General features: G+C 42.3%; 8 protein-coding genes. 3 read left to right on the forward strand and 5 right to left on the reverse strand.

The genetic code is table 11. The features are described 5' to 3' along the window. Positions 1-3: 3 nt before the first annotated feature. The 3 genes from VM932_RS05880 to VM932_RS05890 are packed head-to-tail and all read left to right on the forward strand — an operon-like array spanning position 4 to position 4,802. The gene (locus VM932_RS05880; protein ID WP_326277690.1) at positions 4-3,294 is read left to right on the forward strand and encodes an efflux RND transporter permease subunit; all 3,291 of its coding nucleotides are present in this window, start codon (positions 4-6) and stop codon (positions 3,292-3,294) included. After that, positions 3,294-4,619: a TolC family protein gene (locus tag VM932_RS05885; protein ID WP_326277692.1), complete on the forward strand. Its 1,326-nt coding sequence runs from the start codon at positions 3,294-3,296 to the stop codon at positions 4,617-4,619. The genes VM932_RS05880 and VM932_RS05885 overlap by 1 nt, the downstream gene beginning before the upstream one ends. Before the next feature lie 3 nt (positions 4,620-4,622). Continuing rightward, positions 4,623-4,802, forward strand: a complete 180-nt coding sequence (locus tag VM932_RS05890; RefSeq protein WP_326277694.1) for a CPXCG motif-containing cysteine-rich protein — start codon at positions 4,623-4,625, stop codon at positions 4,800-4,802. Positions 4,803-4,923: 121 nt separating this feature from the next. Here VM932_RS05890 and VM932_RS05895 read toward each other — a convergent pair whose 3' ends face one another. The 5 genes from VM932_RS05895 to VM932_RS05915 all read right to left on the reverse strand — a co-directional run bounded on the left by VM932_RS05895 (position 4,924) and on the right by VM932_RS05915 (position 16,057). Further along, on the reverse strand, positions 4,924-6,033 hold the full coding sequence (locus VM932_RS05895) for a glycoside hydrolase family 16 protein (protein WP_326277696.1): 1,110 nt from the start codon (positions 6,031-6,033) through the stop codon (positions 4,924-4,926). A gap of 130 nt (positions 6,034-6,163) precedes the next feature. Next, positions 6,164-8,344 carry a hypothetical protein gene (locus VM932_RS05900; RefSeq protein WP_326277698.1) on the reverse strand — a complete coding sequence of 727 codons (2,181 nt, stop codon included), beginning with the start codon at positions 8,342-8,344 and terminating at the stop codon, positions 6,164-6,166. Between the two features lie 37 nt (positions 8,345-8,381). Then, positions 8,382-9,998, reverse strand: a complete 1,617-nt coding sequence (locus tag VM932_RS05905) for a RagB/SusD family nutrient uptake outer membrane protein (RefSeq protein WP_326277700.1) — start codon at positions 9,996-9,998, stop codon at positions 8,382-8,384. Between the two features lie 10 nt (positions 9,999-10,008). Next, on the reverse strand, positions 10,009-12,987 hold the full coding sequence (locus VM932_RS05910; RefSeq protein ID WP_326277701.1) for a SusC/RagA family TonB-linked outer membrane protein: 2,979 nt from the start codon (positions 12,985-12,987) through the stop codon (positions 10,009-10,011). A 274-nt stretch (positions 12,988-13,261) separates the two neighbouring features. Further along, positions 13,262-16,057: a helix-turn-helix and ligand-binding sensor domain-containing protein gene (locus VM932_RS05915; protein WP_326277703.1), complete on the reverse strand. Its 2,796-nt coding sequence runs from the start codon at positions 16,055-16,057 to the stop codon at positions 13,262-13,264. Between the last annotated feature and the right edge of the window lie 51 nt (positions 16,058-16,108).

The following is a 16,108-nucleotide window of genomic DNA, read 5'->3' on the forward strand; positions in this document are numbered from 1 at the left end:
GCCGTGAGAAAACTCATCTCGTACTTTATTAAATACCACATGGCAGTAAATGTCTTTATATTGGCGTTTTTTGTTTTTGGGGTTGTGGGAATACTTTCCTTAAAATCATCTTTTTTTCCTCTTACCGAGGCACGTAACATTACAATTACCATTGCTTACCCAGGTGCTTCGCCACAAGAAGTAGAGGAAGGTATCGTCCTAAAAATCGAGGATAACCTAAAAGGCCTTGAAGGTGTGGAAAGGGTAACCTCTACATCAAGGGAAAACAGTGGTACAATCAATGTGGAGATTGAGAAAGAGAGGAATGTAGACTTCATGTTGTTAGAGGTTAAAAATGCCGTGGACAGGGTACCTACCTTTCCTACGGGCATGGAACCTTTGATTGTTGCCAAGCAAGAACCGGTCAGGCCCACCATAAGCTTTGCCGTAAGCGGAAAGGATATTCCCTTGGCCACCCTAAAACAAATTGGCCGTCAAATAGAGAACGACCTTAGGGCCATTGATGGAATCTCTCAAATTCAAATAGCGGGCTATCCCGATGAAGAAATCGAGATTGCCGTAGATGAGAACAGCCTCTTGGCATATAACCTATCTTTTACCGATGTAGCACAAGCCGTTTCCAATGCAAATATTTTGGTAACGGGAGGTAACATCAAAACTGCTACCGAAGAATATCTAATACGCGCCAATAACCGTTCCTATTATGGGGATGAACTTTCCAATATTGTAGTTCGAGGCGATGCAGCAGGCCGCACCATACGCTTAAAAGATGTAGCTACGATACGGGACAGGTTTTCTGAGACTCCCAATGCCTCCTATTTTAATGGGGAACTGGCAGTTAATATTACCATAACGAGCACAAATACAGAGGATTTAATGGGCTCTGCGGAAAAAGTTAGGCAGTACATTAAAGAATTCAACGAAAAGTATACCAATGTGCAGTTGAATGTTATAGACGACCGCTCCACTACTTTAACACAGCGTACCCAACTTTTAACGGAGAACGCCATCGTAGGGATGATTTTGGTATTGGTGTTTTTATCCCTCTTTTTAAATACCCGATTGGCGTTTTGGGTAGCCTTTGGACTTCCCATCGCATTTTTGGGAATGTTCGTTTTTGCACCCATGTTCAACGTTACCATTAATGTTCTTTCCTTGTTCGGGATGATAATCGTTATCGGTATTCTGGTGGATGATGGAATAGTGATCGCAGAGAACATCTATCAACATTATGAAGACGGGAAATCTCCGGTACAGGCCGCTTTGGATGGCACGATGGAAGTGATACCGCCCATTATTTCAGCGATAATCACCACAATTTTGGCCTTTTCCATTTTCCTTTTTCTGGATAGCCGTATCGGTGAATTCTTTAGCGAGGTGTCGGTGATAGTAATTCTTACCCTAGTGGTGTCCTTGGTAGAGGCATTGATTATTTTGCCAGCTCACTTGGCACACTCCAAAGCGCTTCGAGCTAAAAATACCAAACCCAAAACAGGTGTTGCAAAGATTTTTGCAAAACTTAGGGTAATTAATAAAATGGGCGATAGGTTAATGAACTACATGAGGGATAACTGGTATAGTCCAGTACTTCGCTTTATGATGAACTATAAATTTTTGACTTTTGCCCTGTTCTTTATGGCTTTGGCATTAACCCTGGGTTCCATTGGGGGAGGAGTTATCCGTACTTCATTCTTTCCGAGGATTGCAAGTGATCAGGTGTCCATACAACTTACCATGCCTAATGGTACCAACGAAAAAGTAACGGATTCCATTATTAGTCTTATTCAGGAAAAAGCACATATTGTAAATCAGGAACTCACAGATCAATATTTACAAGACATGGATAAGATGCTTTTTGTAAATATGATCAAGAACTTGGGACCAGGTTCTTCTGCTGCTGAATTAGAGATAAACCTACTGCCTGGTGAAGAACGTCCTGATGGCATTCGTGCCGATATGGTGACCACCAGGCTTCGAGAACTTGTGGGCCCCGTGATTGGCGTAGAGAGCTTAATATATGGTTCTGGAGGTAACTTTGGTGGAAGCCCGGTTTCGGTTTCCCTTTTGGGCAATAATATTACCGAGCTCAAGGCAGCAAAAGAAGAGCTCAAACAAGCCATGGAAGAAAATGCCAACCTAAAGGATGTAACGGACAACGACCCGGCTGGAATCAAGGAAATACGTTTGGAACTTAAGGAAAATGCGTATTTGCTCGGTCTGGACCTCAGAACTGTGATGAACCAGGTTAGAGGTGGCTTCTTTGGGGCGCAGGCCCAACGTTTTCAACGAGGGCAGGATGAAATTAGGGTTTGGGTCCGGTACGATAGAGAGAACAGATCATCCATTTCAGATCTGGATGAAATGCGGATTTTGGCACCCAGCGGAGACCGTATCCCTCTAAAAGAGATTGCAAGCTATACCATTGAAAGGGGAGATGTGGCCATCAACCACCTAGAAGGTAGAAGGGAAATACAGGTTTCTTCAGATTTGACCGACCCGGAAACTACAAGTGGAACCGATGCCATGCTGTGGATACGAAATGAGGTAATGCCGGAAATTCTGGCCAAATACCCATCAATAAGCCCATCTTATGAAGGACAGAACAGAGAGGCCAATAAATTGATCGGTTCCTTAGGGTTTGTAGGGCCAATTGTATTGTTTCTGATTTTTATTGTCATAGCCTTCACCTTTAGGAGCATAAGTCAACCCTTATTATTGATTTTTATGGTGCCCTTTAGCTTGACTGCCGTGGCGTGGGGACATTGGTTGCACGGTTTTCCTATCAACGTCCTATCCATGTTGGGGATTATTGCATTAATTGGGATTATGGTAAACGATGGACTGGTACTAATAGGCAAGTTCAATACCAATCTTCGTAGTGGGATGAATTTCGATGATGCCTTGTACCAAGCAGGCCGTTCCCGTTTTAGGGCCATATTCTTGACCTCGATTACTACAATTGCAGGTCTTGCACCATTGCTTTTGGAGAAAAGCCGTCAAGCCCAATTTTTAAAGCCAATGGCTATTTCCATTGCCTACGGAATTGGTTTTGCCACTATTTTGACTTTGTTGATGCTACCCTTACTGCTCTCCTTTGGAAACAATATAAAGGTTGCGGCCAAAAAGTTGTGGACAGGGGAAGAGGTTACGTCCGAAGAAGTGGAGCGAGCCATTCGCGAACAGCATGAAGAGGAGGAGATGGAAGCAGATGGCGTTACCTTAAACGGAACCGATAGTAAAAACGTTTCTCAGAATGGAGAAGAAACCTCAAAAGTTGTAGAAGAGACCACATAATGAAAAGCATTTTTTATACCGTATCCCTGATTTTGTTGTTTTTTGGTCCAATGGCAAACGCCCAAGATCAAATACTTACCAAACAGGAAGCCATTGACTTGATTTTGGAAAACAATCTGGATATCAAAGTGGCCCGTAATACCAAATTAATAGATGACAATAATGCCGATATCCTTAACTCTGGCTATTTGCCATCGGTAACAGGAAATGCTAGTGGAAGCATAGACAAGCAAAATTCCGAAGGGGTTCTGGGCAATGGAGATACCCGTACAGCAGAAGGGGCCGAAACCAGAAGGTATAGTGCTGCGGTCAATGTAAACTATACTTTGTTCGATGGATTGGGGAGGTATTATAATTACAAAAGTTTTCAAGAACGGTCTGAACAATCCGAACTTGAGGTTAGGCAGACCATTGAAAACACCATTTTACAGCTCTTTACGGTGTATTATGAAGCGGCCCGCCTTACCGAAAATACCGCAACATTGGAGCAGGCGCTGGAAATTTCCAAGGATAGATTAAAAAGGGCGCAATATCAATTTGAATACGGACAAAATACAGGATTGGATGTATTGAATGCCGAAGTGGACATCAACACGGATAGCATTAATTTATTGAACTCCAAGCAACAGCTCAGAAATACCATGAGGGATTTGAATTTGATATTGAATCGTGATCTATCTGCCCAATTTGCTGCGGATACCACGGTGACCTTTGTTCCTGGACTTCAAATGGAAAATATGTACAATGAGGCCCAAATGAACAATGTAAGGCTTCAAATTGTGGAAAAGGACATCAATATGGGCCTTAACGACATTCGGGTAGCCAAAAGCGGTTATTTGCCTACCATTGGATTGACAGGAACTTACGGTTGGAACGAGTCCAACAACAACAGCCCACTGGCTTTTGTTTTACAAAATACCTCTACAGGGGTTACGGGAACTATAAACTTAACGTGGAATTTGTTTGATGGCGGAACTACCATAACTGGGATAAAGAATGCCAAAATCGCCTATAAAAACCAAGAGATAGCGAAAAAGCAGATACAATTGGAGGTGGAAAGGGATATTCGCAATGCTTGGGACAGCTATACCAATGCACTGTACGTACTGGAGGTTCAGGAGAAAAACCTACAGACCAACCAAAACAACTTTAAGCGTACCGATGAGCGCTATAAACTGGGGCAAATAACCTCAATAGAATTTAGGCAGGCCCAGTTGAACTTGTTAAATGCGGAACTGGCCAAAAGTCAGGCCAAATACAATGCAAAATTGGCGGAACTTCAAATGCTTCAAGTTAGCGGTCAGTTGCTCAATGTAGATTTTTAGAAGATGTACGAGCATTTCTTCCAATGTCCATACTGTTGGGAGGAAATATCCTTTCTTTTGGATAGTTCTGTGCCGCATCAAACCTATGTGGAAGATTGTGAAGTATGCTGCAACCCAATAGAGGCCACAGCAAAATTCAATAATCGGGAACTTGTTTTTTTTGATGTTAAGGAACTTGGGTAATAAAAAAAGCCGAAGGTCTAACTCCGGCTTTGGGTTGATTGGAATAAGTTGATGGAACCCTTTTCAAGAATCTTGAAGTTGATCGTAAACAGTAATCCACCTCTTGCCAATTTCTCAGGTACTACTGATATATCCTTACATAATCAATTTCAAAGGTATCTTCTGTAAAATCGCTTGGTACATCACCACCTAAATTTCCGCCTATGGCAATGTTCAGAATCAAATAATGTTCGTGATTATAAGGTTTGTTATTGGTGTTGGGCAATTCAAAAACCAAGGTATCATCAACATAGGTCTTAATACTTTCACTATCCCATTCCATAGCATAGATATGATATTCGGAGGATGTATTGGCAACAGTAGTTTCACCACCGGTATCCATATATTCCTCGGTATTTAGGTCGCCCCAATGAAAGTGGGATATGGTATTGCTCTTGTCCCATCCCGTTTGCTCCATAATGTCAATCTCTCCACAAAGCGGCCAGCCAACGCTGCCGTATTGGTACCCGAAATAATTTCCGGTTTCGTTTACATTGGCGCCCAAGGTCCAAATAGCGGGCCAAGTACCTGCATTGCTTGGAAGTTTGGCTCGTACTTCTACCCGGCCGTAGGTAAAGGCAAATTTTGTATTCAATCTAGCAGAAGTATATTCTTTGGTGCTTCCGTTATACGAATATTGTTCTTTGATGGCCTTGATTTTTAAGGAACCATCGCTCACAAAGGAGTTTTCTGGCCTGTCCGTATAGTGTTGAAGTTCATCATTGTGCCAACTTCCATTGTTCGGGGGAATGACCTGATGATGCCATTTTTGGTCATCAGGACGCCCTTCATTATCAAATTCATCAGAAAAGACCAAAGTGGCAAAAGCTTCATCGGATTTGTAAACATCCACACTATAACTTTGGTTGATGAACTCACCGGATCGTGAATAAGCCCATACAGTTATGTTGTATGTATTTGTGCCATTTTGGGTAAAGGTATGTTCGATGGATCCCATTTCACTGCCAATTTGGTCGCCATTTTTAAACCGGAAGGCATAACGTACCGCATTGTTGGCCGATGCGGATACCTGTACAGTCCCAGAACCATCGCCATTCGGGTTATTGTCGTTTGAACCAATGATGGAAATGTCCACGTTTAAATTGGTGGGAACATCGGTGGAGTCGGAATCCCCAGAGCTGCACGAAAGCGCAAATACCAGGGATAATAAGGATATGTTTAAAATGCTCATTTTTAATTTTTGATAAACGTATGTTTTGTTTTTCATAGAAAACATTGCTTGGATTAAAGTTCCACTCTTTTTAAAGAGTGGAACCTTTCCCTTAATTAACTAACTCAAATTACGATTTGTTTTTTATCCATTATTTGTGAAAATATACGTTGTCAACAAATACTGTGGTTGAACCAGCGGGCTGGCCTACATAGATAAGTTGTGCAATGTTTGCTTTTGTGGTAAGTCCAACAAACTCTGATAACGGGATATCCAATGAAATCCAAGTGTTTTGTTCTGGGTTGGCGATGGTAATTTCGTGTTCCACATCATCTCCTCCATCAAAAGCACCGTCGGCACCAAAATCAACAAGTTTTATTCTAATTTCTGTGGCATCCGCTGTCCATACATCGGTATGAAAATGTGTCATTTCCGTTGCATCGATTGGAGTGGCTACGGATTCTATCCCCACAAAATTTAAGTCGCTATACTTTTTTACATCGTTACCATCAATCATAATATCCTCAAGTGTAGCAACCGACCAATCTGTTCTCCAAGTGTCAATGGAAACATTGGTGTATGCATTGCTAAACAATGATATCACATCCGCTTCTGCAACAGTTGGAGTTGGCGCTGCGGCTGTTGGTTCCGTTGCAGGTGGTGAATAAAAGTAGATGTTATCCAAATAAATGGTTCCGTTACCATCAAATTTTAATTGTATCACATCGGTAAGATCCACTACATCCGAAAACGCTGTTAATGGAATATCCTCACTTACCCATTCACCATTGGTAATATCAAAAGAATATGGAATTTCTGCAGGTCCTGGACTGATCAAGGATAAATTGAGCTCTGAGGAATCGGGTGTCCAATAATCCACGTGCACCATAGTAGTTCCAGAAACGTCCAATGGAGCTGCAAACTGCGTTCCTTGATAGTTGAGGTTTTCATATTTTAAGGTGTTGTTCCCTGCAATCTCCTCTTGTGTAACCATAGTGGCCTGCCCCCAATTTGGATTGTAATCCGTTCCTGCGACATCGGTATAGGCATCACTGAACACGGAGATCACGTTTGCTTCCGCTAGTGTAGGTGCAGGGGCACCCGATGTGGGCGCGTTGGAAACACCTGCTTCGTTGTAAAAGAACACATTGTCCACAAATACCGTATTTGCGCCTGATGGTGCTCCCACGAATATCAATTGGGCGATATTACCCCTAGTGGTCAGTCCTGTAAAATCTGAAAGCGGTATATCCAGCGTTACCCATTCTTGCTGCGTGGGTGCTTCAATCACTATTTCGTGCTCCACATCATCACCGCCATCAAAAGCGCCATCAGCACCGAAGTCAACTAACTTTATTCTGAATTCTGTAGCGTCACCGGTCCAGATATCAGTTCTAAAATGGGTCATGTTGGTAGCATCAATAGTGCTGGACACCGCTTCTACGCCCACAAAACTAAGTTCGCTGTATTTTTTAACGGCATCGCCTTCAATTTCTATGTCTTCCAATGTGGCATCGGACCAATCGGTTCTCCAGGTATCCACGGCAACGTTGGTATAGACGTCGCTAAACAACGAAACCACTTCCAATGGATCAATAGTGGGGTCGGGTGCGGTGGCGGTGGGTTCGCCAGTTTCAACAGGTTCTTCTACTTCGCCACCTTCACTCATCTCGATGTCATCAAAATAGTGCGTGGTCTCGGCACTCTTTTCTCCGTTAAAGTCAAAGAACAAAATCATTCGATCAAACTTATCGGAATCACTGGGTGAAAAAACAAAGGACAGTTCTTCCCATTCGTTGGCCACAGTTGTGGTTGCCTGAACTTCTTTTGCAATGGAATTATCGGTCTTGTCCTCAAACTTCATCAGTACAATTTGATCTGCGGCAGGGGAGTACACTTTAATTTTGACCGTCTGCATCTCGTTAAAATCCACTTTACTGGCCAAATCAAAAAAGAAGCCTGCCCAAGGTTCAATATCGGCTGTTTGGGTATATTCAACAACGGTTTCAGAGGTGTTGATGCCGGATGGATCCGGATTTTCAACATAATCAAGGGTAAAGGAACCGTCTTTTTCCCCAAAGAAGGTCACTTCCGGTCCTCCACACTCAAAATCCATTCCATCTGCCAATTCTGGAACTATAGTGGAGAATGTACAATCCTCGCCTGGTTCTGGTTCTGGTTCCGGTTCTGGTGGAACATAGGCAGAGGGTGGGGGCAAATCGTCCTCGGTTTCGCAAGAAATGATAGTGCCCAAAATACCTATGGCCGTCAACAGGAACAAGATGGGTAATCTTGTGCTGTTGAGGTTCTTCTTGTTGTTATGCTTTTTCATTTTTCAACGTTATAAGTTAATTCTAGTTAGTGCCGATTTAGTTATACCCGTCGTTCTGTGGGTAGTTTGGTCCCAAAAGATCCATTTGTTGTTGTGGAATGGGCCAGTTTTGCATGTATTCCCTTAGAATATCCTTTGGATTTCCTTCGGGATAGGACTCGTTCATGTTATCATTGTTCATATGGTCCAAAAGATACTCGTACAACAATCCGGTACGTTTTAAGGTAAACCAGCGCTGCCCCTCAAAGGCTAACTCTCTTGCTCTCTCTTCCAGAATAATTTCAAGGTCGATACTGTTTACAGGAGCTGCATTTGCCCTTGTTCGCACTGTATTTAGGTACTCAAGGGCTTTGGTGGTGTTGTTCAGCATCATGTGGGCCTCGGCACCGATCAAATAGGTTTCTGCCAACCTGTAGATCATAATATTTTTAAAATGATTTCTGTCCGTAGGTTCCACGGTTTCATCAAAAAATTTAAGGATGCCCGGGTTCTGCCTTCTGTAATAGAGCATAAACTCGTTTTGGTCCGTTTCACTGTTTTCGTACAAATCCAATGGGTCGCCTAGCTCTTTCCCTTCCGGCAAAGCAGTTTCGTCGTTGTAGGCATACTCAAAAATGTAATAGGTGTTGTTTTTTCGGTCATCGTTCGGATCCTCATTGAGCAGGTCGATGGTGTATTGGTTTAATGAAATGAATCCCGCTCCCGCACCGCCATTCTCTACGGATTGAACAAGGCCTGGTGCATCGGCATAGGAGGAGACCATGTTCCAGTTCAAGATATGTGGACTCCCGCCACCAATGGTTTCTCTTTCAAAGTTGATTGCAAAGAGAGTCTCAGGATGATTAAGTTCACCGACAAATACTTCTGCCGTGGTAGTGGTCAAACTATGACTTCCACTAGTGATCAAGGCATCGGTTTGGGCAGCGGCTTCTGTCCAATCGTTTTCCCACATGGCCACTTTTGCTCTGAGATGTCTTGCGGCTCCTTGTCCCCAACGTCCAAATTGTGCCGTGGAATAATCCAAATTGTCTATGGCAAAATCCAAATCGGAACGCAATAGCGAAAAGATTTCTTCTTCCGAAGATTTGTCCTGTGGTACATCAAAGGCATTTTCTGGGGTAGTGGGCTCCGTGGTGATGAAGATGTTGTTAAAAAGGCGGTACAAGGTAAAGTAGGCATGGGCCCTCATGCATTTGGCCTCAGCAAGAATCTGATTTTTTCTGCCTTCCTCGATATCTTCCAAATTCTCTGCTCCCTGAATCACAGCATTGGCCCTATCCACTATTTTATAGTAGTTGACCCAGTACGCATTAATTCCCGAGGTAGTACCGAAATCCCCTAGACTAGCCCCCCAAAGCAAACGGCTGTATAAAGAAACCTCTCCTGTAATCCCAACCCCAAGATCACTTTTGGCTTGTGGAATTAGAGGATAAGTGCCATTTAGGCTTAAGTCTTGGTATAAGTTTCTGTTGAGGGTGTAAAGGCCTACAACGGCGTTCTCCAAACCTTCGGGCGTGGAGTATAGAAAATCGACCGAGGTATTGGATAACAGTTCATCCTCCAACAAATCCTTTTCGCATGATGTGAATGTTGCAATAGCAAGTAGTATTGCACATATTCTTTTTGATGTTAAATATTGAAATATGGTTTTCATGACAATTTTTTTAGAATCCTAATTTTACCCCTAGGGTTATGTTTCTGGTCTCAGGGAATGCAGAGCCACTTTGGTCATTGTTCAGTGGGGTTTGTTCCGGGCTGTACGATTTAAAATCGGTAAAAGTGAACAGGTTGGTCCCCGTGAGGTATACTTTGGCCCGTTGCAACCCAAGCTTGGAGAAGGCATCTTTGGGTATGTTGTATCCCAAAGTAAGGGTTCTTAACCTCACATAAGATGCATCCCTTACAGCAAAAGGGAACAGGTGCAAGTGTGTATCCGGCTTTGGTCTTGGGTATTCGGTAGATGGATATTCCGGTGTGTAATATTTGGTTCTGATCCCGTTTATGGCACCCTTCCAAAGTTCTCCATTGGCAAGAACAGGGTTTAGGTTTGTTGCTCCTTGAACAATATAAATATCGGCAAACAAGTCAAAGTTCTTGTAGGTAATGGTGTTGGTAATGGAACCATACCAATCGGGATCGGTATTTGTGAATACGTTATCGCGATTGTCTATCTGACCATTTCCATCCTGGTCCACCACGCGGACATCACCGGGCTGGGCCAATGGGTTTCCTGACCCTGCAATATCATCACCTTCTTGGTATATACCATCATATTTGGGGAGCCAAATGTTGTTGATGGACTGCCCTACCGATAAACGCCTTCCAGATGCAATATCGGTTATGTCGATGGGGTTGCCATTATCATCCAGTTCTCCTGTCAATGAGATTACTTTGTTTCTGTTTCTGGAGAAAACCATCCCCAAAGACCAACTAAAGTTCTCTTTACGAATAATGTTCGAGGTCAAAGAGGCTTCGATACCTTGGTTTTGCAATTCACCGGAATTAAACCGGATTACATTGAATCCGGTGGTTCCTGCTATGGATCTATCCAATAATAGGTCGTTGGTGTTGGCTTTGTAGTATTCAAAAGTTCCTTGGAAAAAATTGTTGAACAACCTGAAATCCACACCTGCATTCAAAGTTGTTGTGGTCTCCCATTTTAGGTTTGGGTTGGGCAAACGAGACGATGCTGTGGCGCCGGCCACTGTTTCATCTCCAAAAACATAAGGTAGGTCGTCCGCAACGCCCAAAGATTCCAAAGGGTTGATTCCCTGGTTACCCGTGGCACCGTAGCTTACCCTAAACTTCATTTCGTTGATGGCATCTACATCAGCCATAAAAGGTTCCATGTGCATTTTCCATGCTACGGACACTGCCGGGAAAAAACCCCATTTGTTGTTTTCGGCAAATACCGAAGCACCATCGGCACGAGCGGTGGCCTCCAAAAGATATCTGTCCAGATAACCATATCGTACCCTGCCCAAGAAGGACAAAAGCCTACGTTGGGAAACATCCCTTACGTTGTTTAGCAGGTTGGTGGCATTTCCGTTAAAGCGCAAGGCATCGTTGGTAAAGCCGGATTTGTCCAATTGGGTGTACTCGGTACGGCGTTCATCAAATGCGTGAACAGCCGTTAAGTCCAAACTATGATCATCATTGATTTGTGGTGTATAGTTCAAAATATTTTCTACCAGCACCTGTTTGAACAGGGTGTTGGATAATACTCCGATTCCATCAATTCCTTCATCCCCAGCGGAGTGAAGAGAAGACCTGTAAACACCTTGGTTGGAGTTACGGTTCCTTAAAAACGTTTTTAGGGTATAGCTCAGGTTTGGTGCAATGTCATAAATAAGGCTCAGGTTTATATCCGTAAGGTTGATTTTGGTCTCATCCACAGACTCTCTTTGGTCCCACAATGGGTTGACTGCTGTGTTGGATGGCCCCAAGTAGAATTTCTGGAGCTCGCCATCTGCTGTATAAGGTTGTGCCAGTGGAGTAATTGTGGTAAAGTTGATTCCACCTGTTTCCCTGTCCTGTTTTGCATTTTGATAGTTGATTATTCCACGGAACAATAACTTATCGGATATTTTTTGTTCTAAGTTTAGTTTAAATGTGCCTCTGTCAAAACCTGAATTGGGAATAATACCTTCTTGCGAAAAGTAATTTACACTTGAAAAGACCTTCGTTTTTTCGCTACCTGCCGAAAAACTAAGCGAATGGCTCTGGATAATGGCATCTTGAAGCACCAAGTCTTCCCAATCCACAAAGTTTTGGTTTTCTATGGCCTCCAACTCAAATGGCGAGAAGATGTTCTCATCGTTCAGGTAATCCCCGGTGAACCTATTTCTGTTAGCTTCTCTTCTTAGGTCGATAAATTGCTGTCCAGTATATTGGTTGAAGTTTTTGGTCAAGGTTTGTACGGTGGTATATCCATGGTAATCTATGGTTGCCTTGCCTACTTTTCCTGATTTTGTAGTCACCAAGATTACACCGTTGGATGCTCTGGAACCGTAAATGGCTGTTGAGGATGCATCTTTCAATATTTCAATGTTGGCAATGTCATCGGGAGCCACATCATTTAGGTTGTCAAAAGGAAGTCCATCTACGATGATCAGCGGAGAGTTTCCGCCGGGTGCAACGGATACATTACCCCTGATTACGATATTGGAATTACCTCCTGGCCGTGCATCGCCCAAGTTTACTTGAACCCCTGCCGCTCTACCTCTTAACATTTCGGATACGTTTGTTGTGGGTACATTGGTGGCTTCCTCTACTTCAACACTGGCCACAGATCCGATTACATTACTTTTCTTTTGGGTACCATATCCCACAACAACTACTTCGTCGAGGGCTTGGGTGTCTTCATTCAATACAATGTTGATTTCCTCCTGGGTCCCGACAGGAACCTCCTGGGTCACAAAACCAATGTAGCTGAAAATTAAGATATCTTCATTGGAAACATCGTCAATGGTAAATTCACCATCAAAATCGGTGACAACCCCATTGGTTGTTCCCTTAACAAGTACGTTAACACCCGGCATGGGCCCAATATTATCAGAAACGGTGCCGGTAACAGTTTTTGTTTGTGAATATCCATAAGCAGTACATAAAAGTACCATTAAGGTTAAAATGCCATATCTCATTTTTGAGTGAATTTAATTTGAGTTAAAGGTATATGGCTTAACGTCTTGTTAACAAATGATGTACCTCTATAAAAAACCTACATTGTTAATTTGAAAGGGGTAAAATTGATTTTTTATCACTCAAACCCTGTAAAATATGAGGATTTTAAAATATTTAGCGTTTTTGCAATCATCCTGAACAATACGGTAAAACGGAACAAAGTGAGGATATGTAGAGTTATTGTAGAGGTGATTTTAAGGTTTGTAGAGCAATGATGTGCAAAAGTAGAGCTTATTAAAAGTTTAAAATGTAATCTATAAGGTTGTCGTGGTGTGGTAGGTTAAACTTTTTACGGAGCCTATAACGTTTCATTTCCACACTTTTTACAGAAATGTTAAGCAATGGTGCAATTTCTTTGGAGGAAAGATTTAACCTTAAATAAGCGCACAGGCGAAGATCGTTGTTGGTAAGGCTGTCGTGTTTTGTTTTTATTCTTTTTAAAAAGTCTTTGTCGGCATTATTGAATGCGTCTTCGAAAAATTTCCAATCGTCTTCGCTGTTAATGTTCCTATCTATTTCCTTGATTACGTATTTTATGTTCTTATCCTTGCTGGGAACTTCCCTGAGTTGCGCTTTTAGGGCAGAGAGGAATTTATTTTTCTTTACCAGGCTCATCGTGGAAATGGCCAACTCGCGGTTTTTACTGTCAATTTCGTTTTGGAGTTTTTCCGTCTGTATTTTGGCAATTCGTTCTTTTTCTTCCAGTTCCCTCCGCTCCAATTCTTTTTTATTCCTTTTTATGAGGGACTCTTGTTTTTTTTGATAATAGTTGTTGTAAAGTCTGTGTACAAGTACAAACAGCAATGCAATGGACAACATATAAAGGATAAGTGCAAGATTGGAAAGGTACCATGGCCGGGATATGCTAAAACTGTACGAAGAGGTATTCTCGCTCATGGTACTGCCTATCATGGCCCTTACAGTAAAGGTATAATCACCAAAAGACAGGTTTTTAAATGTGGCATCTGTATTTTCGGACCATTCGCTCCAATCATCGTATACGTTGTCCATCTTATACTGGTACTTTACCTCGGTATATTTATCGAATTCCGGTACGCTAAATTCCAACCTAACGTTGTTGTTGGAGTATTTAAAAGTACCTGTTGTGTCAATAGATGCCTTGGAGGATACTTCTTGGTAATCCCCATAATAAACCGAATTGATGTGCACTTGCTGGTTCGTGGGCTCCACTCTGGTAAGGTCCAAGGACACGTAGCCGTTGGAACTTCCTATCAAGTATGTGTAATCGGATATTTTTGAAATATTTTCAAAACCTGAAACTCCCAAATTGGCCCTAATGTCCTTGGGTATGGAAATATGGGAGGCACTCAGTTTGTTGCTAAGTGTACTTTGGGTAACGTACTGGATGCCATCGTTGGTAAAGAACCACAACCGTTGTTCCGAACTTTCAGGAATTATGATGCTGACCTGTCCATCATTTTCATCTAAAATCAACTGGGTCAAAGTACTGTCCAGGACGATGTTGTTTTCGCCATCAATATTATAGATTCCTGTATTGGTCTTGTAATAGAGTTTATCCTGAAAACTGAAAATATTGGAACTGTGGCCGATTCGCTCCTTATTGGTAACTTGTTTAACTTCTCTCAGGTTTGGCTCCAACTCAATAAAATATAGCCCTTTTTTTTCGTGGTCCACGACTACCTCAAGCGAATCCATTTCAAAAAAACGACTGGAAATTGTATAACCATCAATGGTATTTCGGAATCTCCATGAGCCTTGCACCTTTTCGAGTATACTCAACCCATTGTAATTTCCTTGAAGAAGTAAGTTTTTACGATTTTGAATAGGTTTTACGCCCCAAGTGCCCGGAAAATCAGAAATAAGTTCAGCCAAGTTATTTTCCACAACGAACGTACCATTATTGTGTCCACAAAAAATAGTGGAATCCACAAGCTGAATGTTCCACACTTGGCCTTCCGTGCCATCGATTATGCGAAAAGCATCCTCAGAACCGGTTTTGCGGTAGAACAGACCTTGGTTGGTGCCCAAATACAAGTACCCTTTATGGCTTAAGGCCGCATAAACCAAACCTAGGTTCCCAAGTTTGTCCACGTACTCGTTAAAGGGAGAGTAGAGGTTTACGACACTAATACCATTGTCCAACCCCAACCACAAATTATTTTCCGAATCCTCAAAAAGCGTTAATACCGTATTGTTGTTTAGCCCTTTTTCTTGGTCAATGTTCCGGATGATGGTCTGTCCGTTTGGCGAAAGATGATAAAAACCATTGGAAATGCTGCCCAGCACAAAAGAACCATCCTTAAGTTGAATACTGCTGTAGAGTTTTACATTGATGGAATCCATAGCTGTTTTCCACGGTATGATGGCTTCAGAGTTATATTTATAAAAACGGGAACCTTCGGTAATTACCAAAAGATCATTGCCCATCGTGTAGAGCCCAATAATGGGTTGGTCCATAAAAACTTGGTTGTGACTTACCAATTTGGGCTTCCCATTTTGAATGGTAAACAGCCCTTTCCGGGCTATTTGGAAATAAACATCACCGTTTACAATGCTAAGGTTCGCTTTTTCCGAATTTGCATTTATAACTTTAAAAGTATCCTCTGCACTGTCATAAATATAGATTCTATCCAAGGATTGAAAAAGAATCCATTGGTCCACGACCAAAATATCCCAGAACTCTTCGTCTTCGGCCATGGGTATTTCCATTTTTTGGGATAATGAGGTGTACGTCAGTTCGCCGTTTGCCTTTTTTGTCCAAAAGCCGAATTCACGGTAGGAGCCGGTATAGATTTTATCCCCAACTGCCTTTACCGACCTAATTATGGGGGAGGTTGGCAGTTTATATTGATGCCATTTGCTCCCATCAAACTCCATAAGACTGGTGTGGTTGGCCACGTAGATGTTTTTTGAAGGGGATTGCGTTATTCCCCAATTCTGAAACTCCCCGCTGTATTCTTTTGGGGTATAATTTCGGATAGGCGGCAGTTCTTGACCCACCAGGGTGAAGCAAAAGAACAATAGAAAATAAAAAATGTGGGGCCTCAAACCGAACTATTTTAAATATGCATCGAAACTTATAAAGATAAAGTTAAGTAT

This window comes from Flagellimonas halotolerans, from assembly GCF_035818535.1.
Classification (GTDB): Bacteria; Bacteroidota; Bacteroidia; order Flavobacteriales; family Flavobacteriaceae; genus Flagellimonas; species Flagellimonas halotolerans.